At 64.6% G+C, this 25,514-nt stretch carries 28 protein-coding genes and 2 tRNA genes; 11 read left to right on the top strand and 19 right to left on the bottom strand.

The features are described 5' to 3' along the window. Window positions 1-45: 45 nt before the first annotated feature. From RS899_RS19075 to rdgC, 4 genes are all read right to left on the bottom strand, one after another. Entirely contained in the window at window positions 46-255 is a 210-nt protein-coding gene (locus RS899_RS19075) for a cold-shock protein (protein ID WP_024763416.1), read from the bottom strand. A 205-nt stretch (window positions 256-460) separates the two neighbouring features. After that, on the bottom strand, window positions 461-775 hold the full coding sequence (sugE, locus tag RS899_RS19070) for a quaternary ammonium compound efflux SMR transporter SugE (protein ID WP_054910894.1): 315 nt from the start codon (window positions 773-775) through the stop codon (window positions 461-463). A 134-nt stretch (window positions 776-909) separates the two neighbouring features. Beyond that, entirely contained in the window at window positions 910-1,866 is a 957-nt protein-coding gene (locus RS899_RS19065; RefSeq protein WP_315807837.1) for a bile acid:sodium symporter family protein, read from the bottom strand. A 70-nt stretch (window positions 1,867-1,936) separates the two neighbouring features. Further along, a complete protein-coding gene (gene rdgC / locus RS899_RS19060; protein WP_054910892.1) occupies window positions 1,937-2,857 on the bottom strand; it encodes a recombination-associated protein RdgC in 921 nt (306 codons plus the stop codon). A gap of 177 nt (window positions 2,858-3,034) precedes the next feature. Between rdgC and RS899_RS19055 the strand changes: the two genes are divergently transcribed. From RS899_RS19055 to RS899_RS19040, 4 genes are all read left to right on the top strand, one after another. Beyond that, a tRNA-Val gene (locus RS899_RS19055) sits at window positions 3,035-3,110 on the top strand. A 13-nt stretch (window positions 3,111-3,123) separates the two neighbouring features. Continuing rightward, window positions 3,124-3,200, top strand: a tRNA-Asp gene (locus RS899_RS19050). A gap of 287 nt (window positions 3,201-3,487) precedes the next feature. Next, window positions 3,488-4,237 (top strand): FKBP-type peptidyl-prolyl cis-trans isomerase, encoded by a 750-nt coding sequence (locus RS899_RS19045; protein WP_054910891.1) that lies wholly within the window; start codon window positions 3,488-3,490, stop codon window positions 4,235-4,237. A gap of 374 nt (window positions 4,238-4,611) precedes the next feature. Further along, the gene (locus tag RS899_RS19040; RefSeq protein WP_024763421.1) at window positions 4,612-5,037 is read left to right on the top strand and encodes a YkvA family protein; all 426 of its coding nucleotides are present in this window, start codon (window positions 4,612-4,614) and stop codon (window positions 5,035-5,037) included. Here RS899_RS19040 and RS899_RS19035 read toward each other — a convergent pair. Continuing rightward, entirely contained in the window at window positions 5,025-5,771 is a 747-nt protein-coding gene (locus RS899_RS19035) for a substrate-binding periplasmic protein (RefSeq protein WP_054910890.1), read from the bottom strand. The genes RS899_RS19040 and RS899_RS19035 overlap by 13 nt on opposite strands. A gap of 97 nt (window positions 5,772-5,868) precedes the next feature. Here RS899_RS19035 and RS899_RS19030 point away from each other — a divergent pair, with 97 nt between their 5' ends. From RS899_RS19030 to RS899_RS19020, 3 genes are all read left to right on the top strand, one after another. Then, window positions 5,869-6,186, top strand: a complete 318-nt coding sequence (locus RS899_RS19030; protein ID WP_054910889.1) for a helix-turn-helix domain-containing protein — start codon at window positions 5,869-5,871, stop codon at window positions 6,184-6,186. Then, entirely contained in the window at window positions 6,183-6,548 is a 366-nt protein-coding gene (locus RS899_RS19025) for a hypothetical protein (RefSeq protein WP_024763424.1), read from the top strand. Before RS899_RS19030 ends, RS899_RS19025 begins: the two co-directional genes overlap by 4 nt. A gap of 70 nt (window positions 6,549-6,618) precedes the next feature. Beyond that, on the top strand, window positions 6,619-7,035 hold the full coding sequence (locus RS899_RS19020) for a sel1 repeat family protein (RefSeq protein ID WP_315810453.1): 417 nt from the start codon (window positions 6,619-6,621) through the stop codon (window positions 7,033-7,035). 1 nt (window position 7,036) lies between these two features. On the opposite strand, the gene RS899_RS19015 is transcribed toward RS899_RS19020, so the two are convergent. Together RS899_RS19015 and RS899_RS19010 are read right to left on the bottom strand one after the other, a co-directional pair. Beyond that, window positions 7,037-8,785 carry a bifunctional diguanylate cyclase/phosphodiesterase gene (locus RS899_RS19015; protein WP_315807836.1) on the bottom strand — a complete coding sequence of 583 codons (1,749 nt, stop codon included), beginning with the start codon at window positions 8,783-8,785 and terminating at the stop codon, window positions 7,037-7,039. An 89-nt stretch (window positions 8,786-8,874) separates the two neighbouring features. Continuing rightward, window positions 8,875-10,953, bottom strand: a complete 2,079-nt coding sequence (locus tag RS899_RS19010; RefSeq protein ID WP_054911160.1) for a carboxy terminal-processing peptidase — start codon at window positions 10,951-10,953, stop codon at window positions 8,875-8,877. A gap of 138 nt (window positions 10,954-11,091) precedes the next feature. Here RS899_RS19010 and RS899_RS19005 point away from each other — a divergent pair, with 138 nt between their 5' ends. Beyond that, the gene (locus RS899_RS19005; RefSeq protein WP_315807835.1) at window positions 11,092-12,054 is read left to right on the top strand and encodes an NAD(P)H-quinone oxidoreductase; all 963 of its coding nucleotides are present in this window, start codon (window positions 11,092-11,094) and stop codon (window positions 12,052-12,054) included. 79 nt (window positions 12,055-12,133) lie between these two features. On the opposite strand, the gene RS899_RS19000 is transcribed toward RS899_RS19005, so the two are convergent. The 6 genes from RS899_RS19000 to RS899_RS18975 are packed head-to-tail and all read right to left on the bottom strand — an operon-like array spanning window position 12,134 to window position 17,313. Beyond that, window positions 12,134-12,787, bottom strand: coding sequence for an HAD family hydrolase (locus RS899_RS19000; protein ID WP_313464042.1), 654 nt, complete (start codon window positions 12,785-12,787; stop codon window positions 12,134-12,136). Next, a complete protein-coding gene (locus RS899_RS18995) occupies window positions 12,787-13,782 on the bottom strand; it encodes an ABC transporter ATP-binding protein (RefSeq protein ID WP_054911164.1) in 996 nt (331 codons plus the stop codon). Before RS899_RS18995 ends, RS899_RS19000 begins: the two co-directional genes overlap by 1 nt. After that, window positions 13,779-14,567 carry an ABC transporter permease gene (locus RS899_RS18990; protein WP_037009239.1) on the bottom strand — a complete coding sequence of 263 codons (789 nt, stop codon included), beginning with the start codon at window positions 14,565-14,567 and terminating at the stop codon, window positions 13,779-13,781. Before RS899_RS18990 ends, RS899_RS18995 begins: the two co-directional genes overlap by 4 nt. Next, entirely contained in the window at window positions 14,551-15,393 is an 843-nt protein-coding gene (locus RS899_RS18985) for an ABC transporter permease (RefSeq protein ID WP_054911165.1), read from the bottom strand. Before RS899_RS18985 ends, RS899_RS18990 begins: the two co-directional genes overlap by 17 nt. After that, window positions 15,390-16,199: an alkaline phosphatase family protein gene (locus RS899_RS18980; RefSeq protein WP_315807834.1), complete on the bottom strand. Its 810-nt coding sequence runs from the start codon at window positions 16,197-16,199 to the stop codon at window positions 15,390-15,392. The genes RS899_RS18985 and RS899_RS18980 overlap by 4 nt, the downstream gene beginning before the upstream one ends. A gap of 55 nt (window positions 16,200-16,254) precedes the next feature. After that, window positions 16,255-17,313: an ABC transporter substrate-binding protein gene (locus RS899_RS18975; protein ID WP_315807833.1), complete on the bottom strand. Its 1,059-nt coding sequence runs from the start codon at window positions 17,311-17,313 to the stop codon at window positions 16,255-16,257. Between the two features lie 325 nt (window positions 17,314-17,638). On the opposite strand from RS899_RS18975, the gene RS899_RS18970 reads away from it, so the two are divergent. After that, on the top strand, window positions 17,639-18,355 hold the full coding sequence (locus RS899_RS18970) for a UTRA domain-containing protein (RefSeq protein WP_315807832.1): 717 nt from the start codon (window positions 17,639-17,641) through the stop codon (window positions 18,353-18,355). Window positions 18,356-18,472: 117 nt separating this feature from the next. On the opposite strand, the gene RS899_RS18965 is transcribed toward RS899_RS18970, so the two are convergent. The 6 genes from RS899_RS18965 to minC form a co-directional block, all read right to left on the bottom strand. Further along, complete coding sequence (locus tag RS899_RS18965) at window positions 18,473-18,874, bottom strand: GFA family protein (protein WP_054911169.1); 402 nt, start codon at window positions 18,872-18,874, stop codon at window positions 18,473-18,475. Between the two features lie 59 nt (window positions 18,875-18,933). Continuing rightward, window positions 18,934-20,223 (bottom strand): M18 family aminopeptidase, encoded by a 1,290-nt coding sequence (locus RS899_RS18960; protein ID WP_169937462.1) that lies wholly within the window; start codon window positions 20,221-20,223, stop codon window positions 18,934-18,936. A 178-nt stretch (window positions 20,224-20,401) separates the two neighbouring features. After that, on the bottom strand, window positions 20,402-21,037 hold the full coding sequence (locus RS899_RS18955) for an RluA family pseudouridine synthase (RefSeq protein ID WP_315807831.1): 636 nt from the start codon (window positions 21,035-21,037) through the stop codon (window positions 20,402-20,404). 75 nt (window positions 21,038-21,112) lie between these two features. Beyond that, window positions 21,113-21,367, bottom strand: coding sequence for a cell division topological specificity factor MinE (gene minE / locus RS899_RS18950; RefSeq protein ID WP_045210300.1), 255 nt, complete (start codon window positions 21,365-21,367; stop codon window positions 21,113-21,115). Further along, window positions 21,364-22,179: a septum site-determining protein MinD gene (gene minD, locus RS899_RS18945; protein WP_017522034.1), complete on the bottom strand. Its 816-nt coding sequence runs from the start codon at window positions 22,177-22,179 to the stop codon at window positions 21,364-21,366. Before minD ends, minE begins: the two co-directional genes overlap by 4 nt. 61 nt (window positions 22,180-22,240) lie before the next feature. Beyond that, window positions 22,241-23,176, bottom strand: a complete 936-nt coding sequence (minC, locus tag RS899_RS18940) for a septum site-determining protein MinC (protein ID WP_233300312.1) — start codon at window positions 23,174-23,176, stop codon at window positions 22,241-22,243. 144 nt (window positions 23,177-23,320) lie between these two features. On the opposite strand from minC, the gene RS899_RS18935 reads away from it, so the two are divergent. Both RS899_RS18935 and RS899_RS18930 read left to right on the top strand, forming a co-directional pair. After that, on the top strand, window positions 23,321-24,250 hold the full coding sequence (locus RS899_RS18935) for a lipid A biosynthesis lauroyl acyltransferase (protein WP_315807830.1): 930 nt from the start codon (window positions 23,321-23,323) through the stop codon (window positions 24,248-24,250). A gap of 45 nt (window positions 24,251-24,295) precedes the next feature. Beyond that, window positions 24,296-25,480, top strand: coding sequence for a patatin-like phospholipase family protein (locus RS899_RS18930; protein ID WP_064979773.1), 1,185 nt, complete (start codon window positions 24,296-24,298; stop codon window positions 25,478-25,480). Window positions 25,481-25,514: the final 34 nt, after the last annotated feature.

The following is a 25,514-nucleotide window of genomic DNA, read 5'->3' as shown; positions in this document are numbered from 1 at the left end:
AAAAGCCCCGGCAATGCCGGGGCTTTTTCATGGGCGTGTCGCGGTTCAGATGACCTGAACTTCGTCAGCCTGCAGGCCCTTCTGGCCTTCAACCACGATGAAGGAGACCTTCTGGCCTTCCTGCAGCGACTTGAAGCCGGTGCCCTGGATGGAGCGGAAGTGCACGAAGACATCGTTGCCGCTTTCCGGAGTGATGAAGCCGAAGCCCTTGGCGTCATTGAACCACTTGACGGTGCCGGTCTGACGATTCGACATGGAGATACACCTTGAACAATTGAATATTGTTTTGCGGAAAGGTCCGCGCTCGTCCTGAGTTGCAAGGTGCAGTCGAAGCCGGGTGGTGGGGAATGGCCCCACCAGGTCACGAGCCACAGTGACCCAAGCAAACACAGTGGCCCGCAGCATACCGACAAATTTTCGGGAAAGCGACAGCCCGCCGGTATCGAGAACCGATACAGCGTCAGTGGCTCATTTTCAGTCCGACCAGTCCGCACAGGATCAGCGCAACGCTGAGCAGGCGTACCGGCGCCATGGACTCGCCGAACAGCACGATCCCGACGATGACAGTGCCGACGGCGCCGACACCGGTCCAGATGGCGTAGGCGGTGCCCAGGGGCAGATTCCTCATGGCCACGCCAAGCAGGCCCATGCTGGTGATGATCGCCAGCACGGTGAGGATGGTCGGTATCGGTCGGGTGAAACCTTCGGTGTATTTCAGGCCGACGGCCCAGCCCACTTCGAACAGGCCGGCGACGAACAGAATGATCCAGGACATGGAGCTCTCCAGACGGTGGATGGAATGGAGGGCCGTCCCCGCTGGAGCACCGGAAGGTGGTGAGGTCGTCCTCACAATGTGCATTATTTTGCACAAAAGCGGTGCGCCGGGCAACCCGGCGCCGGATGGTTGCCCTATTGCGGGGCTTCTTTCTGGACGGGTGGCTCATCGGTCATGCGTCGGAACCACGTGGAAAGCGTAGCGCCGGAAATGTTGTGCCAGACGCTGAACAGCGCGCTGGGTACGGCTGCCAGCGGCGAGAAGTGCGCGCTGGCCAGCGCGGCGCCGAGCCCGGAGTTCTGCATGCCGACTTCCAGTGCCAGCGATTTGCGCTGCGCCAGCGGCAGCCCGAAGACCTTGGCGGTGAAGTAGCCGAGCAGGAAGCCGAAACCGTTGTGCAGGATCACCACAGCCATGATCAGCAGGCCGGATTCGGCGATCTTCGCCTGGCTGGCCGCGACCACGGCGGCGACGATGATCACGATGGAGACCACCGAGACCAGTGGCAGCACGTCAACCACATGGCCTACTCGTGCGCCAAGCACGCGCTGGGCGACCAGGCCGAGCACGATGGGGACCACGACGACCTGCAGGATCGACCAGAACAGCGCGCCGAAAGAGACCGGCAGCCAGGCCGAGGCCAGCAGCCAGATCAGCGCCGGTGTCAGCAGCGGGGCGAGGAGGGTGGTCACGCCGGCGATGGCCACGGAAAGCGCCAGGTCGCCGCGCGAGAGCCAGGTCATCACGTTGGAAGCGGTTCCGCTGGGGCAGCAGCCGACCAGGATCACGCCCACGGCGATTTCCGGCGGCAGGTGCATCAGTTGGCAGAGCAGCCAGGCCATGCCGGGCATGATCACGAAGTGGGCGATGACGCCGAGGGTGACGCGCCAGGGATGCCGGGCGACTTCGGCGAAGTCCTCGACCTTGAGTGTGAGGCCCATGCCGAACATCACTACGCCGAGCATGGGGACGATGGCGACGGTGAGCGGAGTGAAGAGAGAGGGGATGAGGAACGCCAGGATGGCGAAGAGCAGCACCCAGAGGGCGAAGGTGTTGCCCATGAAGCGGCTGAGCAGGATGAGAGCACGCATGGGCCGTCCTTCTTTATGTGGGCCTTATTGTCAGGACAGGCGCCGCGAGGGCGCGGCGCCTGTCACGGCATCAGATGCCTTCGGGCATCGCCTCGCCACCGAGCGCTTCGATCAGCGCCGGAAGGAATTCGGCGAAGGTCAGCATCATCAGGGTGAAGCTGGCGTCGAGCTGGCCGAGGGCGTCTTCGCCGCCGTCCTGCTCTGCCTTCTCCTGCAGCATGTCTTCGAAGCGCAGTCGCTTGATCGCGACCTTGTCGTCGAGGACGAAGGACAGCTTGTCCGACCAGGCAAGGGACAGTTGGGTGACCAGCTTGCCGGCAGTCAGGTGCAACTGGATTTCCTCGCTGGTCAGGTCCTGGCGCTTGCAGCGCACCACGCCGCCGTCTTCGTGGGTATCACGCAGTTCGCACTCGTCGAGGACGAAGAAGTCGCCGGCGGCTTCCTGGGTTTTCACCCATTCGGTCAGGGTGGCGGTCGGTGCGGTCTTCACGGTCAGCGGGCGTACCGGCAGCGAGCCCAGCGCTTCGCGCAGGGTGGACAGCAGGTCTTCGGCCTTCTTCGCGCTGGAGGTATCGACCAGGATCAGGCCGAGGCTCGGGGCGATGGCGGCGAAGGTCGCCGAACGACGGATGAAGGCGCGCGGCAGCAGGGTCTGGACGATTTCGTCCTTGAGCTGGTCGCGTTCCTTCTTGTAGACCTTGCGCATCTGCGTGGCTTCGATCTCGTCGACCTTCTCCTTGAGCGCGTCACGCACCACGCTGCCGGGGAGAATGCGCTCTTCCTTGCGGGCGCTGATCAGGAAGAATCCCTCGCTGGCGTGAACCAGCGGCGCGTCCGGGCCCTTGCCGAAAGGAGCGGAGAAACCATAGGTAGTCAGCTCCTGGCTGGCGCAGGAGCGCGCCGGTTTGCTGGCCAGGGCCTTTTCCAGGGCATCGGCGTCGATCTGCAGATCCTGGGTGAGGCGATATACGAGCAGATTGCGGAACCACATGAGGGGCTAACTCCTGGACACAAAGGAGCCATTATTCCGTTCGGCGCGGTTCAGGCCAACCCCGTTTCGTCATTCGCCCTCTTCATCTAAGCCTTTGGAACATCTAAAAATTTTTTTCATCGAGGGGCTTGCCAGGTGCAAATGTCCTCCGTAGAATGCGCCCCACTTCGAGACGAAGGGTGATTAGCTCAGCCGGGAGAGCATCTGCCTTACAAGCAGAGGGTCGGCGGTTCGATCCCGTCATCACCCACCACTCGAGGTCCGACGCAGCGGTAGTTCAGTCGGTTAGAATACCGGCCTGTCACGCCGGGGGTCGCGGGTTCGAGTCCCGTCCGCTGCGCCACATTTTGAAAAGCCCTCAGGTAGCGATACCTGGGGGCTTTTTCTTTTCCTTCCTTTTCTTGTCTGCAAAAGCCTTTCCTGCGAAAGCTTCCCGTCAAAGTTGCCCGCTTCGATCACAGTGATTGCGTGCTGGCCGTCTGTCTTATCCTGTTAATTTTCTTATAAGTTTGCTGTGGGAACTTCTCTCTCGGCAGTGGTTCCTATTGCCCATAGCCACTGGCCACGAGCGCCTGATAAGCTCGCGGCTTCATTACTTAAGCCATGACGGCGCAAAGACAAGGATTCAGCATGAAACAACATCGGTTGGCGGCAGCGATCGCGCTGGTCGGCCTGGTTCTCGCGGGCTGTGACAAACAGGCCGCCGAAGTGGAACTCAAGACCCCTGCGCAGAAAGCTTCCTATGGCATCGGCCTGAACATGGGCAAGAGCCTCGCCCAGGAAGGCATGAATGACCTGGATTCGAAAGCCGTCGCCCTGGGTATCGAAGATGCCGTCGGCAAGCAGAAGCAGAAGCTGACCGACGAAGAGCTGACCGAAGCCTTCACCGCCCTGCAGAAGCGCACTGAAGAGCAGGTTGCCAAGAAGAATGCCGAGGCTCTGGAAGCCGGCAAGAAGTTCCTCGAGGAAAACGGCAAGCGTGATGGCGTGGTCACCACCAAGTCCGGCCTGCAGTACGAGGTCGTGAAGAAAGCCGATGGTGCGCAGCCCAAGGCTACCGATGTCGTCACCGTTCACTACGAAGGCAAGCTGGTCGATGGTACTGTCTTCGACAGCTCCATCCAGCGTGGCAGCCCGATCGACCTGCCGGTCGGCGGCGTGATCCCTGGTTGGGTCGAAGCCCTGCAACTGATGCACGTCGGCGAGAAGATCAAGCTCTTCATCCCGAGCGAACTGGCCTACGGCGCGCAGAGCCCGAGCCCGACCATCCCGGCCAACTCGGTTCTGGTGTTCGACCTCGAACTGCTGGCCATCAAGGACCCGAATCAGCCTGACGCGGCTGAGGCTCCGGCCGCTTCGGCAGAGCAGCCCAAGAAGTAACTGAGTACCTTCGTACCAGTGGAAACGCCCCGTAACCTGCGGGGCGTTTTCGTTTGTGCGGGGAACGCTCTGGAACGGCGCGCTGACCGTCGGGTCTGAATGGGAGTAACCTTCAGCTCGGTGTTACCCTTATGCACATATTTGACGCAGTTGAAACAATCTCCTCCCCTTGACATTGTCGGGCCCTTCGCTTAGCCGCAACTGCATGATTTTTAACGCATTTGTAGGGGTGAACAAAAAATCGCCGATCTGTCTCCAGCCCTCGTGGCGCGGGCGTTTGGGCGGCATCGAGGGTGTCTTTCAACAGAGTTATCCACAGGAAAGGTGGATAACCTGAACCTGCTCTGTACGAATCTTCCTATCGAGGTAAATCGATGAAAAAGCCTCCGGGATTTGACCGTTTCCTCAAGCTCGCCAGTCGTTTCATCGCGGGTGGGCGAGTGCCTGCGCTGCTGTTCGCCGTCGCTCGCAAGAGTGGCCGGGTGAAGCTGGCCAGGACCGATCTGAAGCTGCTGCAGGAATTGCTGGTGGCCTGGGTGCGCGGCGATTACCGCGGCATCAGTTCCCAGGCGCTGGTTTCCGTGGTGGCGGCGCTGCTGTATTTCCTTTCACCCGTGGACCTGGTGCCCGACTGGCTGCTGGGCGTCGGCTTCCTTGACGACCTGGCGGTGCTGGCCTGGGTGGTACGTCGCTGGCAATCGGAGATCGATGCCTTCAAGGTCTGGCGCGACGCGCAGGGCGTGGAAACCCGCGAAGCCCTGAAGCAATTGCCGCCGCCGGAAGCGATTCAGCGTCTCTGACGCAGCCGTGCGCTCTGCTCGCCGAGCAGGCGCTGGATGGAGCCGTCGCTCACCATTGCCTGCAGCACGGCATCCAGTCGTTCGGCGGGTAGTGGCAGCGTTGGGCTATATGAGCAGTAGATCGAGTAGCGCTGGACGTTGTTGCTGTGGACCGCCACTGGCAATTGGTGGTGCTGGGCAAGGAGAAACTCCAGCGGTCGGCGCATCTCGATCAATGCATCCAGGCGGCCGGCTTCCAGCATGTGCAGGCGTGTATCGAGGTCGCGTACATCGGCACGCTTCACCCTTCCTTCGGCGAAGGCCTGCATCAGCGGGGCGGGGTAGACGTAGCCCAGGCTGGTGCCGATGCGGATGTCGTGCAGCTGCGCGAGGTTCTCCACAGGCGGTGCATCCGCCCGTTGGGCCAGGGCATCTTCTTCCTCGAACAGGCTGGGAGACCAGTGCAACTTCTCCGGCGCCTTCATCCACTGCGGATTGTTGATGCACAGCAGGTGGATTGCGCCCTGGGCGAGGGCAGGTTCGGCGCGCTTGTCCGGCATTTCCACGAAGCGAATCTCGAGCCCCAGGCGCTGCCCGACGGTTTCACCCAGATCGCGGATGAAGCCAGGTGCCAATTCATGGTCGATACTTTCCGCATAGGGCATGCCGTTGCTTGGCGAATAGCCCCAGCGCAATTCTTCGGCGCCACACAGGGCACTGGCCAGGCATAGGCAGAGTGGAATCAGGCGCTGCAAATCGTTCCCCCGATTTGTGGGCGTGACGGCGAGCGCAGTATAGCCGGCACAGCCCGGCGCCAGGCTGTTAAGATGGCCGCCTGCAAGGAGTGTTGTCATGAACGTTCAAGTCATCATGCGTGACGGCGAAGCGGAGTACGCCGTGGTTCCCTGGGCTGAGTACCAGGCGCTGCTGGCGGCTGCCGGCCGAGGCGCCGCTCAGCTCGTCAAGCCGGATGCGACCCCGGCATTCGACGAGAAGCCGGACTGGAAAGCCCTACGGGAAGCCCGTGGCATCGCCATCGAAACGCTGGCGCGTGCGGTGGGCATCAGCCCGTCCTACCTGGAGCTGATAGAGAACGGCGAGCGCGAAGCCAGCGACGCCATCCAGCATGGCCTGCGTCGTGCCCTGGGCACTGGGGAGTCTGCTTCTTGAGCGTGCAGATCAGTCGCAAGCATTGGGAAGGCCTGCTCGGCGAGCTGGAAGATGCCCGCCGCCAGCGCCACCTGCTCACCTACCGGGCGCTGATCGAGCGCCTGCAATTGCCGACTCCGGCCATGACCGTGCTGACCGCCGCGCTGGAACACCTGGCTGCGCTGGATGCCCGTGCGGGTCGGCCGATACGCAGTTCGCTGGTGATCAGCCAGGGTGCCAGCCGCCTGCCCAGAACCGGCTTCTTCGAGCATGTCGAACGCCTGGGCCGATTCTCCGGTGCGCCGGATGGTCCTGCTGCTGCCGGCTGGCATGCGGCGGAAGTGGTCCGCGTGTTCGAGTTCGAGTACCCCGAGGAGCTCTGACGTGGTGACGCCTCGCGAGCTGTTCTGGCGTCTGCGTGCACGGCTGAGCTATGCCGTGGCGCGGCGCCTGATGGGATGGCCGTGGATGGTCCGCCAGCCGCGTTCCTGGGCCTGGATGCAGGGCCAGTTCGCACGCATGGCCGCGCTGGGGGACGTCGGCGCACAGAGCTTCTACGGACACCTGCTGTTGTTCCGCGGGCAGGGCTTCGGCGCCCGCGAGGAAGGCTTGCGTCTGTTGCGCCTGGCTGCCACGGCAGGCGACCACAAGGCGGCGTACCAGTTGGGCGTGCAATCCCTCAAGGGCGATACCCGCCATGCCGGCGATGCGCAGGAAGCGGCGCGCTACTGGGGGCAGGCCGCCGAGGCGGGGCATCCGCTGGCGGCACGCAAGCTTGGCGAGTTGTACCGCAGCGGCGGCCCCGGTCTCGAGCCCGATGAGGCCCAGGCCGAACGCTACGAGACGCGCGCCCGCCAGTTGGGGCTCTGAGTCATTCTGCCGTGAGAATGTGCAGGCTGTAGCCAGACATGTTCTTCGCGTGGCGCTTGGCCTCCGAGGCCAGCCCGGCCAATTGGCTGGCATCCAGGCGCTGGCCGGCGCCACTCTTCACGTGCACCACGCCGATCGACAGGGATAGCAGCGGATATTCCTCGCGCCGCCCCTGGCGGTTGTGCGCGACGAAGCAGCCCGCGTCCAGGTGCTCGCGGCTGTAGAAGCGCCGGCACTGGCCCTGGAAATCCTCCAGCAGGTGGTTGAGCCGCTCGCGCCAGTCCTGCGTCCCCAGCACCAGCATGAAATCGTCGCCGCCGATATGGCCGACGAAGTCCCGCGTCGGGTCCACGCGCTCGCCCAGGCACTGCGCCAGGCACAGCAGAACTTCATCGCCACGGGCATAGCCGTAGAGGTCGTTGAAGGGCTTGAAGCTATCGATGTCGACATAGCACACCACCGCTTCGCGCCCCTGTTGCAGCAGGCGCGACAGGCATTGCTGGATCGGCACGTTGCCCGGTAGCAGCGTCAGTGGGTTTGCATGCCGGGCCTGGCGGATCTTCAGTTCGGTGATCAGCTTGAGCACGTCGATCACCCGGCCCAGTCCCAGGTAGCGACCGTTCAGGGTGATGATGAAGTCTTCCTCGATGCGCTGCCGCGCGCGGCTGGTGAGCAGCCGACTGACCTGCTGCAGCGACTGGCTGCGCTCCACTGCGAGGAAGTCTTCGCTCATCAGCCGGCTGATCGGCTTGCGCGCATACAGCTCCGGCGCGAACGGCTTGAGCAGGGTGTCCGAGAGTGCATGGCGATGGACGATGCCGACCGGTTGATCGTGGCTGTCGAGCACCGCCAGGGAGTTGAGGTTGGCCTGGGCGCGGAAGGCTTCCAGCACATCAGCGATCGGCGTGCTGTCGCGCACCGCCGGTTGCTCCAGCAGCAGGGGCTCGAGGTCCGCTTGATCTTCGGCCAGCAGCGCACCAGCGCTGTCCACTTCCGGTAGCAGGGCGCGGGCGTCGCGGGGCGGAGTTTCGTTGGGACGGCCAAGCAGGTAGCCCTGTACCAGGTCCACGCCCATCTCGGAAAGCACGGCCAGCTCTTCGGGAATCTCGATGCCTTCGGCGATCACCTGGGCGCGGGAGGCGTGGGCCATCTTCAGGATCGAGCCGACGAACTCGCGCTTCACCGCATCCAGGTGGATGCCTCCGATGAAGTGGCGGTCGATCTTCACGTAGTCAGGCCGCAGCTCGGACCACAGACGCAGGCTGGAGTAGCCAGCGCCCAGGTCATCCAGGGCGATGGAAAAGCCCATGGCGCGGTAGTGGTGCAGTGCGGTGTCGAGGAGGGTGAAATCCTCGATGGGCGTCTGCTCGGTCAACTCGATCACCACGTCGCTCGGCGAAATGCCGAAAGTCTGCAGCAACTGCAGTGTGCGGCCGGGCTGGTGGGTCGGTTCCAACAGGGATTCGGGCGACACGTTGAGGAACAGCTTGCCCTCGAGCTTGAGGTCGCGGAAGCGCGCGCAGGCCTTGCGCCGGCAGAGCAGCTCCAGTTGGCTCAGGCGACCGCTGCTGCGGGCGATGCTGAACAGTGGCAGGGGCGAGTGCAGGGGGCCGTTGGACGGGCCGCGCGTAAGGGCTTCGTAGCCCACCAGGCGCCTTTCCGAAAGCGACAGGATGGGCTGGAACAGGCAGTGCAGGTCGCCGTGAGCGAGGATCTGGTCCAGCGCGCTCAACTGCTCGGTGACGGTCATGACGGTTCTCGGTGGCTGGAAAAGCAAAGGGCCGGTTTCCCGGCCCTGTGCATTTCACGACAGTGTCATGACTGTTTGATGTCATCCGATCAGTGTTTGGCTACCTGGGAGTCCAGATTCAGGTAGTCGATCAGGATATGCCCGGACTCGGTAAGGTAGGCGTCGTCCTGCGGTTTGGTCTTGTCCTCTTCCGGCAGGGCGTTCTCGTCTTCCTTCTTCAGCTCCTTGAGCGGCTCCTGGCCCTTGGATTTGCGCAGGGCGTTCTCCATGGCCAGTTGGCGGTTCTCGATGCTGGTCTGCTGGGCGCGACGCTTGGCTTCGTTGAGGCTGACGGTCTTCTCCTTCATCAGCTCCTGGGCCAGGGCGAGGCGCTCGCGGGCGTAGACGAAGTCCGCGTTGTGCTCGGTGCGCGCGTCGTGGCGGGCGCGCAGCTGGTCGAGGAACGGCTTGAACGGATCGGCCTGGGCCTTCAGTACCGGCTTGATGGTGTCCCACGGCATCGAGTCGGGCAGGGCGCTTTCGCCGATTTCCTTGTCGTCGACGATGGACGGGTAGCCGATGTCCGGGATCACGCCCTGGTGCTGGGTGCTCTGGCCGGAGACGCGGTAGAACTTGGCCAGGGTCAGCTTCAGCTCGCCGTGATTGAGCGGCTGGATGGTCTGCACTGTGCCCTTGCCGAAGGTCTGGCCACCGACGATGAGCGCGCGGTGGTAGTCCTGCATGGCGCCGGCGAAGATCTCCGAGGCTGAGGCAGACAGGCGGTTGACCAGCACGGTCATCGGGCCGGTGTAGAACGCCTTGCCCTCGTCATCGTTGAGCACGTCGACGCGGCCGTCGCTGTTGCGCACCAGCACGGTCGGACCCTGGTCGATGAACAGGCCGGTCAGCTCGGTGGCTTCCTGCAGGGAGCCGCCGCCGTTGTTGCGCAGGTCGATGACGATGCCGTCGACCTTGTCCTTCTGCAGTTCGGCGATGAGCTTCTTCACGTCACGGGTGGTGGACTTGTAGTCCGGATCGCCGGCGCGATAGGCCTTGAAGTCGAGGTAGAACGCGGGCACGTCGATGATGCCCAGCTTGTAGTTCTTGCCTTCGTGGTCGATGGTGATTTCCGACTTCTTCGCCGCCTGGTCTTCCAGCTTCACCGCCTCGCGGGTGATGGTGACGATCTTGCTGGTCTGGTCGTTTGGCGCGTTGGTGGACGGAATCACTTCCAGGCGGACCTGCGAGCCTTTCGGGCCCCGGATCAGCTTGACCACTTCATCCAGACGCCAGCCGACCACGTCGACCATCTCGCCCTTGCCCTGGGCGACGCCGATGATCTTGTCGGAAGTGGCGATCTGCTTGCTCTTCTCGGCGGGGCCGGCCGGTACCAGACGCACGACCTTCACATAGTCGTTGTCGCTCTGCAGTACGGCGCCGATGCCCTCGAGCGAGAGGCTCATGTTGATGTCGAAGTTTTCCGCGCTGTCCGGCGACAGGTACTGGGTGTGCGGGTCGTAGGTCTGCGCGAAGGCGTTGATGTAGGCCTGGAAGATGTCTTCGCTGCGGGTCTGCTCCAGGCGCATCAGCTGGTTCTTGTAGCGCTTGGTCAGCTGTTCCTGGATGGCCTTGTTGTCCTTGCCGGCGATCTTCAGGCGCAGGACTTCGTCCTTCACCTTCTTGCGCCACAGGTCGTCGAGCGCCGCGCTGTCTTTCGCCCAGGGCGATTTCTCGCGGTCGATTTCCAGCGACTCGTCGGTCTTGAAGTCCATCTTGTCGACGCCCTTGTTCAGGGTGGCCAGGGCGAAGTCCAGGCGCTCCTTCAGGCGGTCGAGGTGACGCTTGTAGATGGTGAAGCCCGGCTCCAGTTCGCCGCTCTTGAGGAAGTCGTCGAACTGGGTGCGCCAGGGGGCGAACTGGTCGATATCGGCCTGGGTGAAGTACATCCGCGCCGGATCGAGCGTCTTCAGGTAGCTGTCATAGATCTTCGCCGAGCGCTCGTCGTTCAGCGGCGGCTTGTTGTAGTGATGGCGCTTGAGCAGCTCAACGATGTTGAGGCTGGCGATCACTTGATCCCGGTCAGGCTGCAGGCCGTCCCAGACGTTCGGGCTGGTGGTTGCCGCGAACGAGGAAAAGGCGGTTGCGCCGAGGATGAACAACAGGGCGGTACGGGGCAAAAATCGCTTCATGCTGATTCGACTGATCGCGGAGTTATGACGCATATTAGGCCTTAATTGGCGGCGCCGGGTTCAATCGCAGGTGAATTCGGCGCGAAGAAAGGGCCCGACCTTTCGGATCGGGCCCTGCAGGATCACTATGGAGGCAGCGTGAACGCATTGCAAGGCATCGAAGGGCGAGTGGAGTGGGCCGAGCGCCCGAACCCTGCTTGCGCACAAGGACAGATCCGCATCCAGGTCGCCGCCGCGGGACTCAACCGCGCCGACCTGCTGCAAGTGGCCGGGCTCTACCCGCCACCGCCGGGGGCTAGCGACGTCATCGGCCTGGAATGTGCCGGCGTGGTGACCGAAGTCGGTGCCGGCAGTACCTGGCAGGTGGGCGACCGCGTCTGCGCCCTGCTGGCCGGCGGCGGCATGGCCGAGGAAGTGGTGGTGGACCAGCGTCATGCGCTACCGGTGCCTGCCGGCTTGAGCCTTGCTGAAGCCGCTGCGCTGCCCGAGGTCTACGCCACCGCGTGGCTGAACCTGTTCATGCTCGGCGCGCTGCAGCCGGGGGAGAAGGTGCTGCTGCACGCGGGCGCCAGCGGCGTCGGCTCGGCCGGTATCCAGCTGTGCAAGGCCTTCGGCAGCCCTTGCTGGGTCAGCGTCGGCTCCGCTGATCGCCTGGCCTACTGCGAGGCTTTGGGCGCCGAGGGCGGCGCGCTGCGTGGCAAGAGCCTCGAATCGCTTCGGGATTTCGCTCCCTTCGATGTGATCCTCGACCCGGTGGGCGCCAACTACGCCAAGCTGGACCTGGAAATCCTCGCCCGTGACGGTCGATGGGTGGTTATCGGCCTGATGGGCGGTCGCAAGGCCGAACTGGACCTGGCCCTGCTGCTGGGCAAGCGCATTCAACTGATCGGCTCGACCCTGCGTTCGCGCGATGCCGACTTCAAGGCGCAGCTGATCGCCGAGCTCGGGCAGAAGGTCTGGCCATTGTTCGAAACCGGCAAGCTGAGCCCGCAGCTGGAGCGCACCTTCCCGGTCCGAGATGCGCAGAGCGCGTTCGATGCGCTGGCGAGCAACCAGGTGCAGGGCAAGGTAGTGGTCGTGATCGATGAGAGCCTGAGCTAAGGGTCGCGAGCAAGCTCGCTCCTACAGGAGCCGCCAATGAAAAGGGCCGCATCAGCGACCCTTTTTTCGGGTGCAAACGTCACTTCCAGTTCAGAACGTCCCAACCCATCTTCTGTGCGTGCTCCAGCAGTACCGGGTCAGCATTCACCACGTGCGGGTTGCCCACCAGCTTGAGCAGCGGGAGGTCGTTGCGCGAGTCGGAGTAGAAGTGCGCGTCGGCCAGTTGGCTGTCGTCGCCTTCGAGCAGGTCGAGCAGGCGCAGCACCTTGCCTTCGCGGTAGGTGAGGGTGCCGACAGTACGGCCGGTGTAGTGCCCGTTCAGCACTTCCAGGTCGATGGCCAGCACTTCGTCGATGCCGATACGTGCGGCGATGGGTTTGACCAGGTGCACGCCAGAGGCGGAGATCACCAGCGGGCGGTCGCCGGCTTCGCGGTGGCGGGCGAGGGTGGCGCACGCGTCGCTGTGGATCAGCGGCTCGATCACGTCCTCGACGAAGGCTTCGACATCGCGCTCGATTTCTTCCACGCTGCGCCCGGCCATCGGTTCCAGGGCGAAGGCCATGTAGTCCTCCATGGGCAGTTTGCCCTGCGCGTACAGCGCCATCAGTTCGGCGTCGCGCTTGAGGAACGACTCCGCGTCGACCCAGCCGAGATCGGCCATGCGCTTGCTCCACAGGCTCGCGCAGTCGCCGTCGATCAGGGTGTCGTCGAGGTCGAATATCACCAGGGCCATCAGGCCACCTCCCGAATGCTTTCAATGTCTACGTGCAGGCCGAGCGTGGTGCCGGCTGGGTACAGGCGCTCGGCGCTGCGGTTGAGGACGTCCACGGTCAGCTCGACGCCGTTGGCGTCCACCCGGTAGCGGATCACGTTGCCCAGCAGGCTGTGGGAGAGTACCCGAACCGGAATGCCCTCGCTCGCTTCGGCGCTCAGGCGCAGGGATTCGGGGCGGATCGCCACCTGTTGGCGGAAGGGGCGGTCGAGCAACCGGGTCGCCTGGGCCGCATCGAGCAGGTTGTAGTTGCCGATGAAGCCGGCAGCAAAGGCGTTTTCCGGCGCGGTGTAGAGGGTTTCCGCGTCGCCGCTCTGGACGATGCGCCCGGCGTTCATCAGCACGATGCGGTCGGACAGCGTCAGCGCCTCTTCCTGGTCGTGGGTGACAAAGACCGTAGTCAGTTTCAGTTCCTGCTGGATGCGCCGGATCTGCTCGCGCAGGTGCTTGCGGATGCGTGCGTCCAGTGCCGACAGCGGCTCGTCGAGCAGCAGCAGGCGCGGGCGGGTGACCAGTGAGCGGGCCAGGGCGACGCGCTGGCACTGGCCGCCGGAGAGCTGGTGCGGATAGCGTGCGGCGAGCGGGCCGAGTTCGACCATTTCCAGCACCTCGGCCACACGCTGGGCCGATTCCGCTGCCGGCACCTTGTGCATGCGCAAACCGAAGCCGACGTTCTGCTCCACGGTCATGTTGGGGAACAGCGCGTAGCTCTGGAACACCATGGCGATGCCGCGCTTCTGCGGGCTCTTGGGCACGATGTCCTCGCCGTCCAGCAGGATGCGCCCGCTGTCCACCGCGGTGAGGCCGGCGATGCAGCGCAACAGGGTGGACTTGCCGCAGCCGCTGGGGCCGAGCAGGGTGACGAACTCGCCGCTCTCGGCGGCGAAGTCGATGTCCTGGAACACCGTGGTGCTGCCGTAGCTCTTGTTCAGTGTCTCGACGCTGAGGAAGCTCATGCCTTGTCCTTGCTTAAACGGTTCGCCGCCCAGGTGAGCAGCAGGACGAAGAGGAAGTACGAAACCACCACCGCGCTGGTGTAGTGGCCACTGCTGTTGCGCATGTTGTTGAGGAACACCTGCAGGGTTTCGTAGCGGGTGCCCACCAGCAGGTTGGCGAAGACGAACTCGCCGATGAGGAAGCTGAAGGACAGGAACAGCGCCACCATCAGGCCCTTGCGCAGGTTCGGCAGCACCACCAGCAGGGCGGCCTGCCAGGTGCTGGCGCCGAGCAGGTGGGCGGCGTCCATCAGGTCGTGCAGATTGATCGCCTGCAGGTTGTTGCTGATCGCCCGGTACATGAAGGGCAGCGCGATGGTGAAGTAGCAGCCGATGAGGATCCATGGCGTGCCCACGATGGGTACCGGGCCCGAGGCGTAGAGCTGAAGCAGGCCGACCGACGAGACCACCGGCGGCACCGCGAAGGGCAGCAGGATCAGCACGTTCATCAGCGCGTCCAGGCGCGGGAAGTAGTAGTGGATGACGAACATCAGCGGCAGCACCAGCGCCACGCTCAGGATCAGCGCGCCGAAGCACACCAGCAGCGACTGGCCGAAGGCGACGAGGAAGCGCGGGTCGCTCCACAGGGTCAGGAACCACTTCAGGGTCAGCCCGTCCGGCAGCACGCTGGCGCTCCAGGAGGTGGCCAGCGAATAGAGCAGGGTGGCGGCCAGCGGCACCAGCAGGATCAGGAACAGTGCGTAGACCACCACGCGGTGGTACAGCGCGTTAGCGTTTCTCGACATGGTAGCTCCGGCGCAGCAGCCACTGGTGGGCCAGGGTAATGATGCTCATCAGGCCGACCAGCACCATCGCCAGGGCGCTGGCCATGTTCGGGTCGAGGAACACGTCGCCCGAGACCAGCCCAGCGATGCGGATCGGCACCACGTTGAAGTTGCCAGTGGTCAGCGAGTAGACCGTGGCATAGGCGCCCAGCGCGTTGGCCAGCAGGATGACGAAGGTGCCCAGCAGCGCCGGCGTCAGCACCGGGATGCCGATGTGCCGCCAGAACGCCCACTGGCTGGCGCCCAGTAGTGCGGCGGATTCGCGCCAGTCTTCGCGCAGGGCGTCGAAGGCCGGGTAGAGCAGCATCACGCCCAGGGGAATCTGGAAGTAGGTGTAGAGGATGATCAGGCCGGTCTTCGAATAGAGGTTGAAGTCCTCGATGATCCCCGCCTGTTTCAGCAGCAGCGTGATGGCGCCGTTGAAGCCCAGGATGATGATGAAGGCGAAGGCCAGCGGCACCCCGGCGAAGTTGCTGGTCATGTTGGCGAAGGCCATCACGAAGTCGCGCAGCTTGCTGTCCACCTGGCGCAGCGAGTAGCTGCCAAGGATGGCGATGAACAGGCCGATCAGGCTCGACCACAGCGAGATTTCCAGGCTGTAGCGGATCGCCTGCAGGTAGAAGGGCGAGCCGAAGATCTCGCTGAAATTGCCCAGGCCCCAACCGTCGCCGGTGCGCACGCTGTTGATCATCACCCATAGCAGCGGCGCGAGCTGGAAGGCGAAGAAGAACAGCGCGAAAGGCAGCAGGCAGAGCAGGGCGAAGAGTTTTCCGGTGTTCGATCTCATGCCTTGAGCAGCTCCCGGCAGACCGGTTTGTCGTGGGGCGCGCCGAGGATCTCGCACAGCGTGCCGCAGAGTTCGACCTGGCGCGGGCGTGCCTGGTCGTCGAGGCTGAATGCCTCGCCGAAGACGAACAGCGGCACTTCGCGCTCCTCGGGGAGGATGCCGCCGTGGCTGCGGTCGTCGTTCATGCCGTGGTCGGCGGTGACCATCACTTGGTAGCCGGCGGCCAGCCACTGGTGCAGGTATTCGGAAAGAATGATGTCGGCATGCCGCGCGCTGTTGCGGTACTGCGGCGTGCCGAGGCCGTGCTTGTGGCCGGTGTCGTCGATGTTCATCGGGTGCACCAGTAGGCAGTTGGGCGCGTGCCGGCGGCGCAGCGACTCGGCATCGGTGAACAGGTGCGAGTCGGGGTAGTGGTCGGTCCAGTAGAAGTGGCCGTGCTGGATCGGCAGGGATTCATCGGCGGTATGACGGTCACGCGCCGGGTCGAAGGGCGTGCGGTTGTACAGCTCGCTGACCCAGTGATAGGCAGCCGCGGCGGTGGTCAGGCCGGCGTCGCGGGCATAGTGGAACAGGCTGCGCTGGTTCGACAGACGCGATACATCGTTGTGCAGGATGCCGCTATCGATGGGGCGCACGCCGGTGAGGATGCATTCATAGAGCGGGCGGGACAGCGATGGCAGCTCGCATTCGAGCCGATAGAGCTGGCCGCGGCCGGCGTAGCACAGGGCTTGCAGGTGGCCCATGCAGTCGTGGGCGACGCTGTAGTTGAGGCCGTCGAGAACGACCAGGATGACGTCGTGGCGCATGGGCGGGGCCTTGGTCAGACGCGGCCGCCCCGGCGCGAACCGGGGCGGCTGGGCGTCACTGCATGTTGATGATGACGTTTTCCTGCCACTGGCGCGGCAGGCGCTTGGAGGTTTCTTCCCAGGCCTTGGGATCCTTGATCGGCTGGGCCTTGGCGTACTGCTCGTTGGGCAGCAGCTTGGCCTTCACCTCGGCCGGCAGGGTCAGGTGCTCGGCGCGGATCGGACGGGCATTGCCCTTGGCCAGGTTGATCTGGCCGGCGTCGCTGAAGATGTATTCGCGGGCCAGCTTGGCGGCGTTCGGGTTCTTCGCGTACTTGTTGATGATGGTGGTGTAGCCGGAGATCACCGAGCCGTCGGAGGGGATCAGCACCTCGAAGCGTGACGGGTCGATCTGGTCGCGGTAGCTCAGGCCGTTGAAGTCCCAGACGATGCCGACTTCCACTTCACCCTTCTCCAGGGTGTTGATCACCGGGTTGGTCAGCGACAGGCGGCCCTGCTTGGCCAACTGGGCGAAGAACTCCAGGCCCGGCTTGATGTTCTTTTCGTCACCGCCGTTGGCGATGCTGGCGGCCAGCACGCCGTTGACGGCCTGGGCGGCAGCGCTGACGTCACCGATGGTGACCTTGTACTTGCCCTTGAGCAGGTCGGCCCAGCTGTGCGGAACGTCCTTCACCAGCTGCTTGTTGACGATGAAGGCGATGGTGCCGGTGTAGGCGAGTGCCCAGTGGCCGTCCTTGTCCTTGGCCCATTCCGGGACCTGGTCCCAGGTACTGGGCTTGTAGGGCTGGCTGACGTCCATCTGCATCGCGATGGGCCCGAAGGCGGCGCCGACGTCGCCGATGTCGGCGCTGGCGTTTTCCTTCTCGGCCTTGAACTTGGCCAGCTCCTGGGCCGAGCTCATGTCGGTGTCCATGTGCTTCAAGCCGTACTTGCTTTCCAGGTCCTTCCAGGTGTCCTTCCAGTTCGCCCAGCTGTCGGGCATGCCCACGCTGTTGACCTGGGCTTCCTTGCGGGCAGCGGCTTCCAGCGATTGCAGATCGGCGTTGGCCGCCATGGCGAGGCCGCTGCCGAAGGCAATGGCCGATCCCAGCAGTGAAGCAAGCAAGCGTTTCATTCGGTGCTCCTTCGGTTCAGTGTTTTCAAGCGTGGTCTAGATCAGCAAGACGCAGGCCAATCTAAGCGGGGCGGATGACAGTTTGATGTATGCCCCAGGCTCGCCGGCCCGGCCTCGAGCGCCCAGCGGGGTATCGGGGAAAAGCGTAGACCATGGCCAATGCCTTGATCCGCCTGGGCTACGCTGATGTCGTTAACTGGCATGGGCGCTGCTTGCAAAGGCACTGTCACGGGACGGTCATCGGGCTTTCCTAGGATGACGACACCCCATCGGGGGTAAGAAATGCCCTGTTCTGGGGCTGGACTAGTCCAAAAGAGGGAATCGAATGCGCGATACGGCGCTACCCACGGTCACGACGATCTGCCGCGCACTCATCGAACAGATCGACAGCGGCCTGCTCAGCGCGGGCGGCAAGCTGCCGGCCGAGCGCAAGCTGAGCGAGCTGTTCGATACCACGCGCATCACATTGCGCGAGGCGCTGGGGCAACTCGAGGCGCAAGGCCTGATCTACCGCGAGGAGCGTCGCGGCTGGTTCGTCTCACCGCCGCGCCTGCTGTACAACCCGCTGGTGCGCAGCCACTACCACGCCATGGTGGAAGGGCAGGGGCGCGTGCCGGCGACCGAGGTGCTGTCGGCGCGGCAGGTGCCCGCCAGCGCGGCCATCTGCGAGCTACTGGAGCTGCCGGCGCTGTCCAGCGTGTACCAGATTCGTCGCGTGCGACGTGTGGATGGGCGGCTGGTGCTCTACGTCGAGCACTACCTCAACCCGGCTTACTTCCCCGGCATCCTCGACAGCGACCTGACCTGCTCACTGACTGAGCTGTATGCCAGCCGCTACGACATTCGCTATGGCCGCGTGCGCTTCGACATGGTGCCCACCGCGTTGCACGGTGAAGCCGCCAGCGTACTGCGAGTCGCCGAGGGCAGCCCGGCGCTGCGCATCGCCCGCATCAACGGTGATCAGCACGGGCGCATCATCGATTGCGACCTGGAGTTCTGGCGACACGATGCCATTCACGTGAGTGTGGAAGTGCCGGATTGATCGCCTGCCGTCGAGCCTGAGTTGTAGGAGCGTGCTTGCTCGCGAACGGAGTCAGCCGATGGCACCGGAGTTGGGTGGTTCGCGAGCAAGCTCGCTCCTACAGGATCAACGGCCGATTCAGCGGTCCGGATTCCACTCCGGATAGGCCGGAATCCCATCCTGCGCCAGCCAGGGCCGGTCGTGGGACACCCAGATATGCCGCGCCGGCCGAGAGCCCGGATCCTCGTCCAGGCTGGCTACCCGCACGATGACGTGAGGTTGGCCGTCGCGCTCGGCGATCAGCTGCGTGCCGCAGCGCGGGCAGAACTTACGCAGCTTGCCGGGCGAGGATTCATAAGCTGCCAGCTTGTCCGCGCCGCGGGTCCAGCGAAAGTGCTCGCGCATGACCCCCGCCGTACTGGCAAAGGCCGCCGCGTGCGCCTTCTGGCAGGTCCGGCAGTGGCAATGGCCGATAGGCATGTCCAGGCCGTCGATCTCGTAGGCGATGTCGCCGCACAGGCAGCTCCCGCTGAAGGGCATGGCTGGCTCTCCTCGAAGACTCTTCATACAAAAACGCCCGGCGGGGCCGGGCGTTCGGGTCAGGGCAGGTCGGCGCTGTCGTAGAAGGCGCTGAGGACCTTGGCCAGGTAGTGCAGGTCCTGGCTGCCGGCCAGTTCGCGGATGGAGTGCATGGCGAAGGTCGGCAGGCCGATGTCCACGGTACGCACGCCGATCTGGCTGGCGGTGATCGGGCCGATGGTGGAGCCGCAACCCATGTCGCTGCGGGTCACGAAGCTCTGCACCGGCACTTCGTTTTCCAGGCACAGGTGGCGGAAGAAGCCGGCGGTCTCGCTGTTGGTGGCGTAACGCTGGTTGCTGTTGATCTTGATCACCGGCCCGCCGTTGAGCTTCGGGCCGTGGTTGCCGTCGTGCTTGTCGGCGTAGTTCGGGTGTACGCCGTGCGCGTTGTCGGCGGAGACCAGCAGCGAGCGCTGTACGGTACGGGTGAAGGCGTCGCCTTCGGGCAGCAGCCGGCGCAGCACTTGCTCCAGGAACGGACCATCGGCGCCGCAGGCAGAGCAGGAGCCCACTTCCTCATGGTCGGTGCAGACCAGCACGCCGCTCTGCTCGTCACTGCTGCCCAGCAGCGCCTGCAGGCCGGCGTAGCAGGACAGCAGGTTGTCCAGGCGGGCACCGGCGATGAACGCCTGGTCGAGGCCGATCACGGCCGCGCGCTGGGTATCGTAGAAGCTCAGCTCGTAGTCGAGGATGGCGTCGGCGGTGATGCCGTGCTCCAGTTGCAGCTGTTCGCCGAGCAGGTCGCGGAAGTCGCGGGTCTCGCCAGCGGCGACCTGGGCGAGGATCGGCGGCAGCTCGGTCTGCGCGTTGATCGACCAGCCGAGGTTGGCTTCGCGGTTGAGGTGGATCGCCAGGTTGGGGATCACCGCAATGGGCGCCCTGAAGTCGATCAGCTTGCTTTCGACCTTGCCGGCCAAGCGGAAGGTGACGCGGCCGGCCAGGGACAGGTCGCGGTCGAACCAGGGCGCGAACAGCGCGCCGCCGTAGACCTCGACGCCCAGTTGCCAGTAGCCGTTACGCACCAGCTCGGGGTTCGGCTTGACGCGCAGGCACGGGCTGTCGGTGTGGGCGCCGACCAGGCGCAGGCCGTTCTCCAGCAGCGGCGCGGTGCCGAGCTTGAAGGCGATTAGCGAGGAGTCGTTGCGGGTGACGTAATAGCGGCCACCAGCTTCGGTGCGCCAGGCATCGCGCTCGTCCAGGCGCTGGTAGCCGGCCTCTTCAAGGCGGAGGGCGAGGGCCTGGGTGGCGTGGAAGGGGGTGGGGGAGGCCGCGAGGAAATCGATCAGGCCCTGGTTGAGTTCTGCACGCATGGGTAACTCCGGACAGCGAATGGCCGGAAGTTTAACGTAAATGCGCAAATCTGCGGCCAGGGGAGGACGTTGTAGGAGCGAGCTTGCTCGCGAACCGTCCTGGCTCCGACTTCAACCTCGGTTCGCGAGCAAGCTCGCTCCTGCAGTTCGGTGATGCAGGTAGAGCGAATACAGGCGATCAGAACGGTGCGGGCGACTCGAAGCGCAGGCGCTCGCCGGTCTGCGGGTGGGTCAGGGCCAGCATGCTGGCGTGCAGGCACAGGCGGTCGCGCAGGGTCAGGGCCTCGCCTTCGGCGTACAGGCGGTCACCCAGCAGCGGGTGGCCGATGGTCAGCATGTGCACGCGCAGCTGGTGCGAGCGACCGGTGATTGGCGTGAGTTCGACGCGGCTCCAGTTGCCGTGGCGCTCCATGACCCGCCAGAAGGTCAGCGCATGACGGCCCTGTTCGAAGTCCACCACGTGGCGCGGCTTGGTTGGCGGGTCGTAGCGCAGCGGTGCCTCGATGCGGCCACTGTCCAGTTCCGGCTCACCCCAGCACAGGGCGGTGTAGGCCTTCTCGGTCTCGCGGTCGTGGAACTGGCGGGACAGCTCGCGGTGGCTGTCGGCATCACGGGCCAGCACGATCAGCCCGGAGGTCTCCCAGTCCAGCCGGTGGACGATGCGCGCTTCCGGATAGCCGTTCTCCTGCAGGCGGGTGATCAGGCAGTCCTTGTTGTCGTCCGCGCGGCCGGGCACGGAGAGCAGCAGGGTGGGCTTGTTCACCACCAGCAGGGCGGCGTCCTCATGGACGAATTCGATCTGGGAAAGCGGCATGGAAGCTCTTGCGCGAATAAGAATGACGAAAACGACTGCGGCGGCCGAAGCCGCCGCAGGTTCACCACAGCCGGATCAACGCTCCGGCAGGGTGATGTTGAGTTCCAGGATCGAACAGCTGCCCTGGTTGGCCAGCTCGACCTGGACTTGTTCCTGGTCAATGGGCACGTATTTGCGGATCACTTCCAGCAGGTCTTTCTGCAACTGCGGGAGGTAGTCCGGTTGCGAACGGTTGCCGCGCTCGTGGGCGACGATGATCTGGAGTCTTTCTTTCGCGATGGATGCGCTGTTTTGCGCCTTCCGGCTGCGGAAGAAATCTAAAAGGCTCATTCACGTCCTCCGAACAGTCGTTGCAGGAATCCTTTCTTCTGGACATCAAGGAACCGATGGGGCATTTCCTTGCCCAGCAGTCGCTCGACGGCGTCGCTGTACGCCTGGCCAGCATCGCTCTCTTCATCGAGGATGACCGGTACGCCCTGGTTGGATGCCTTCAGCACGGCCTGGGATTCCGGGATCACGCCGAGCAGACGGATGGCCAGGATTTCCTCGACGTCCTCGACGCCGAGCATTTCGCCTTTGGTGACGCGCTCGGGGTTGTAGCGGGTCAGCAGCAGGTGTTCCTTGATCGCGTCCTCGCCTTTCTCGGCGCGGGCGGACTTGCTGGCCAGCAGGCCGAGCATGCGGTCGGAGTCGCGGACCGAGGAGACTTCCGGGTTGGTCACGACGATCGCCTCGTCGGCGTAGTACATGGCCAGGTGGGCACCTTTCTCGATGCCGGCCGGGGAGTCGCAGATCACGTAGTCGAAGGACTGCTTGAGTTCTTCGATGACCTTGCCGACGCCTTCCTGGGTGAGGGCGTCCTTGTCGCGGGTCTGGCTGGCAGCCAGTACGAACAGGTTCTCGAGGCGCTTGTCCTTGATCAGGGCCTGGGTCAGGGTGGCTTCGCCGTTGATGACGTTGACGAAGTCGTAAACCACGCGGCGTTCGCAGCCCATGATCAGGTCGAGGTTACGCAGGCCCACGTCGAAGTCGACGATGACGGTCTTGTGGCCGCGCAGGGCCAGGCCGGTGCCGATGGCTGCGCTGGTGGTGGTTTTACCGACGCCACCCTTACCGGAAGTGACTACGAGGATCTTGGCCAAGGTGATTCACCCCAAAGAAAAAACGAAGAATTCTGGTCCCTGAAAGTCGCGGCAGTATCCGTTAAAGGCGGGTGATGTTCAACACGTCACCCGACAGGCTGACGTGCACCGCCTGCCCCCATTGCGGACTGCGTCGAAGGTCTTCGGCGACCTTGTAATTACCAGCGATGGACACGAGTTCCGCGGCCAGCTGCTGGCAGAAAATACGTGCGCTGGTATCGCCCTTGACACCTGCCAGGGCGCGTCCGCGCATCGGACCGTACACATGGATATTTCCGTCGGCGAGAAGTTCCGCACCCGGGCTGACGGGGGCGAGCACGATCAGGTCGCCGCCGGCGGCGTAGATCTGCACGCCGCCGCGGACCGGAGTGGTCACCAGCTTGGTCGGGCGGACGACCGGTGCCGGCGGTTCGGCGGGCTTTTGCTCAGCGGCTTCCTTGGCCGGCTCCAGCGTTTCGGCAGTTGCCTCGGCGGGCGCTTCTGCGGCGATCTCCGGCTTGGCCTCGGTGGGCTGCTCGGCCGGCTTCTCGGCCTGCACGCCAGCGCCGGCGGCCTGCTCGACCACCTTTTCCGAGAGCTTTTCGCCGCGCGGGCGACGTACCGGCGCAGCGCCGGTCACCTGCGGGACGGCGTCCTTGGGTTCGACCGGGCGCTCGCGGGACGAGCCCGACGGCGGCAGCACGGGGATGTCGAACATGGTGGCCAGGCGGATGTCTTCCTCGCGGCTGGCGCGAATGGCCAGGGTGCGCAGGCCGTGGCGGCGGCAGATGTCCAGCACGCCCTGCAAGTCGAGCTGGCCTTCGCCGTCGGGCAGCTTGTCTAGCGCCAGCACCAGCGGGGTGTCGCGGAAGAAGTTGGGGGCCTGGGCGACCTTGTCGGCGAGCTGGCGGTCCAGGCGCGGCAGGTCATTGTGGGCCAGTTCCAGAACGGTGACGGCCAGCATGCTGCCCTTGAGCTGGAATACGGGATCGTGGTCGAGAAGGTCGGCTTGGCTCATGGTCAGGCTGCATCACTAAATGGTGTGGACTTATAACGGAGCGCCCCGGCAGCCGCAAGCGTGGCGCACGGCCAGGGCCTGAAGGCGGGCGCGGTGTGCGCCGGCAAGGTAGAATGTCGGGCTTTGACCTAGCCGGAAAGTTCCATGGACCGCCCCACCTTTCGCCGTGAGTTCCTCCATCCCCGCCACTGGCCGCTCTGGCTCGGCCTCGGCGTGCTGTGGCTGGTGGTGCAGCTGCCGTACCCGGCGCTACTGGGCCTGGGCCGCGGACTGGGGGCGCTGATGTACCGCGTGGTCGGCAGCCGCCGGGCGATCGCCGCACGCAATCTGGAGTTGTGTTTCCCGGAACTGTCCGCCGCCGAGCGCAAGCGTCTGCTCAAGGAAAACTTCGCATCCACCGGCATCGCCTTCTTCGAGATGGCCATGAGCTGGTGGTGGCCCAAGGCCCGTCTGGCCAAGCTCGCCCACATCGAAGGCATCGAGCACCTGAAGACGGCCGAGGCCGAAGGCAAGGGCGTGATCCTCATGGCCATGCACTTCACCACCCTGGAGATCGGCGCGGCGCTGCTGGGCCAGGTGCAGACCATCGACGGCATGTATCGCGAGCACGACAACCCGGTGTTCGACTTCGTCCAGCGTACCGGCCGCGAGCGGCATAACGCCGACGCTACCGCCATCGAGCGCGAGGACGTGCGCGCCATGCTCAAGGTGCTGCGCGCCGGCCGGGCCATCTGGTACGCGCCGGACCAGGATTACGGCGCCAAGCAGAGCCTGTTCGTGCCGTTGTTCGGCATCCAGGCGGCGACTGTCACCGCCACCACCAAGTTCGCCCGCCTGGGCCGCGCGCTGGTGCTGCCCTTTACCCAGTCGCGCCTAGCCGACGGCTCGGGCTACCGCCTGACCATCCATCCGCCGCTGGAAGACTTCCCCGGCGAGAGCGAAGAGGCCGACTGCCTGCGTATCAACCAATGGGTGGAAAGCGAGATTCGCCGTCAGCCCGAGCAGTACCTCTGGGCGCATCGGCGCTTCAAGAGCCGCCCCGAGGGCGAGCCGAAGCTCTACGACAAGAAGTAGGCCGGGGCGGTCTACGCTGGTAACGACGCGACAAGGACTTCAGCTGTGACCGACTCCGCCACTGCACCGACTTCCCCGGCCGTCACTGGCCTCATACTTTCCGGCGGCGGCGCGCGGGCGGCCTACCAGGTCGGCGTGCTGGCCGCCATCGCCGAGCTGCTGCCCGAGGGGGCGGAGAATCCCTTCCCGGTGATCGTCGGCACTTCAGCTGGCGCCATCAATGCCGTCGGCCTCGCCTGCGGTGCGCTGTCCTTCACCGGCGCGGTGGAGCGCCTGACCAAGGTCTGGAAGGGTTTTCGCACCGGGCAGGTGTACCGTTCCGACTGGCCGGGCGTGTTCAGCCAGGCCTTCAAGTTTCTCGGCCACAGCCTGCTCGGGCTGGGAAAACGCGAGCCGGTAGCGCTGCTGGACAGCACGCCGTTGCGCTATCTCCTGGAGCGTGAGCTGGACCTGTCCGGCATCGCCGCCGCCGTGCGCCGCCGCAATCTGCGCGCAGTGGCAGTCACCGCATTCGGCTACGAGTCCGGGCAGGCGGTGACCTTCTACCAGGGCCGCGCCACCATCGATCCGTGGCTGCGTCACCGGCGTATCGGCGTGCCGACGCGTCTGCAGATCGAGCATTTGCTGGCCAGTTCGGCGATTCCGTTGCTGTTCCGCCCGGTGAAGATTCTCCGCGAGTTCTTCGGCGACGGTGCGGTTCGGCAGCAGGCACCGATCAGCCCGGCGTTGCATCTGGGCGCCAACCGCGTTCTGGTGATTGGTGTGAGCGGCAATCCCACCGTCGGCAGTGCCAACGAGTCCGTGGCGAACTACCGTACCGGCCAGCCGCCGAGCCTGGCGCAGGTGGGTATCCATCTTCTCAACAGCACCTTCATCGACAGCCTGGAAGGCGATATCGAGTTGCTGCACCGCATCAACTTCCTCAGTTCACTGGTGCCCGAAGAGGCGCGCCGCTCGACGCTGGGGCTGGCGCCGGTGGACGTGCTGCTGATTTCGCCAAGCCGGCCGCTGGACGAGATCGCCGCGCAGTATCGCCACGAACTGCCACGCGCGTTGCGCCTGTTCCTGCGCGGGCCGGGGGCGACCAAGGCGAGCGGGGCGGGCGTGCTCAGCTACCTGCTGTTCGAGCCGGGCTACTGCAATGCGCTGATCGATCTGGGGTATCGCGATGCCATGGAAAAGCGCGCGGAGATCGCGCGCTTTCTGGGGATGGAGGAGTGGTCGCTGTAGGAACCCTTCGTAGGATGGCGTGGAGCGAAGCGAT

This window comes from Pseudomonas sp. C9-3 (assembly GCF_032392015.1).
GTDB classification, from domain to species: domain Bacteria; phylum Pseudomonadota; class Gammaproteobacteria; order Pseudomonadales; family Pseudomonadaceae; genus Pseudomonas; species Pseudomonas nitroreducens.
Note: the sequence above shows the minus strand (reverse complement) of the source record. Positions and strands in the feature narration are given on the sequence as shown.

What these genes read in the sequence shown, in the direction of transcription:
- RS899_RS19040 (WP_024763421.1), top strand. Translation starts at nt 4,612, where the DNA reads ATGAAAAAGCCTCCGGGATTTGACCGTTTCCTCAAGCTCGCCAGTCGT.
- minC (WP_233300312.1), bottom strand. Translation starts at nt 23,176, where the DNA reads ATGAGCCAAGCCGACCTTCTCGACCACGATCCCGTATTCCAGCTCAAG.
- RS899_RS18935 (WP_315807830.1), top strand. Translation starts at nt 23,321, where the DNA reads ATGGACCGCCCCACCTTTCGCCGTGAGTTCCTCCATCCCCGCCACTGG.
- sugE (WP_054910894.1), bottom strand. Translation starts at nt 775, where the DNA reads ATGTCCTGGATCATTCTGTTCGTCGCCGGCCTGTTCGAAGTGGGCTGG.
- RS899_RS18955 (WP_315807831.1), bottom strand. Translation starts at nt 21,037, where the DNA reads ATGCCGCTTTCCCAGATCGAATTCGTCCATGAGGACGCCGCCCTGCTG.
- RS899_RS18980 (WP_315807834.1), bottom strand. Translation starts at nt 16,199, where the DNA reads ATGCGCCACGACGTCATCCTGGTCGTTCTCGACGGCCTCAACTACAGC.
- RS899_RS18960 (WP_169937462.1), bottom strand. Translation starts at nt 20,223, where the DNA reads ATGCGTGCAGAACTCAACCAGGGCCTGATCGATTTCCTCGCGGCCTCC.
- RS899_RS19030 (WP_054910889.1), top strand. Translation starts at nt 5,869, where the DNA reads ATGAACGTTCAAGTCATCATGCGTGACGGCGAAGCGGAGTACGCCGTG.
- RS899_RS18985 (WP_054911165.1), bottom strand. Translation starts at nt 15,393, where the DNA reads ATGAGATCGAACACCGGAAAACTCTTCGCCCTGCTCTGCCTGCTGCCT.
- RS899_RS18970 (WP_315807832.1), top strand. Translation starts at nt 17,639, where the DNA reads ATGCGCGATACGGCGCTACCCACGGTCACGACGATCTGCCGCGCACTC.
- RS899_RS19010 (WP_054911160.1), bottom strand. Translation starts at nt 10,953, where the DNA reads ATGAAGCGATTTTTGCCCCGTACCGCCCTGTTGTTCATCCTCGGCGCA.
- RS899_RS18995 (WP_054911164.1), bottom strand. Translation starts at nt 13,782, where the DNA reads ATGAGCTTCCTCAGCGTCGAGACACTGAACAAGAGCTACGGCAGCACC.
- minE (WP_045210300.1), bottom strand. Translation starts at nt 21,367, where the DNA reads ATGAGCCTTTTAGATTTCTTCCGCAGCCGGAAGGCGCAAAACAGCGCA.
- rdgC (WP_054910892.1), bottom strand. Translation starts at nt 2,857, where the DNA reads ATGTGGTTCCGCAATCTGCTCGTATATCGCCTCACCCAGGATCTGCAG.
- RS899_RS19075 (WP_024763416.1), bottom strand. Translation starts at nt 255, where the DNA reads ATGTCGAATCGTCAGACCGGCACCGTCAAGTGGTTCAATGACGCCAAG.
- RS899_RS19045 (WP_054910891.1), top strand. Translation starts at nt 3,488, where the DNA reads ATGAAACAACATCGGTTGGCGGCAGCGATCGCGCTGGTCGGCCTGGTT.
- RS899_RS19020 (WP_315810453.1), top strand. Translation starts at nt 6,619, where the DNA reads ATGGGATGGCCGTGGATGGTCCGCCAGCCGCGTTCCTGGGCCTGGATG.
- RS899_RS18965 (WP_054911169.1), bottom strand. Translation starts at nt 18,874, where the DNA reads ATGCCCTTCAGCGGGAGCTGCCTGTGCGGCGACATCGCCTACGAGATC.
- RS899_RS19000 (WP_313464042.1), bottom strand. Translation starts at nt 12,787, where the DNA reads ATGGCCCTGGTGATATTCGACCTCGACGACACCCTGATCGACGGCGAC.
- RS899_RS19015 (WP_315807836.1), bottom strand. Translation starts at nt 8,785, where the DNA reads ATGACCGTCACCGAGCAGTTGAGCGCGCTGGACCAGATCCTCGCTCAC.
- RS899_RS18990 (WP_037009239.1), bottom strand. Translation starts at nt 14,567, where the DNA reads ATGTCGAGAAACGCTAACGCGCTGTACCACCGCGTGGTGGTCTACGCA.
- RS899_RS19065 (WP_315807837.1), bottom strand. Translation starts at nt 1,866, where the DNA reads ATGCGTGCTCTCATCCTGCTCAGCCGCTTCATGGGCAACACCTTCGCC.
- RS899_RS18975 (WP_315807833.1), bottom strand. Translation starts at nt 17,313, where the DNA reads ATGAAACGCTTGCTTGCTTCACTGCTGGGATCGGCCATTGCCTTCGGC.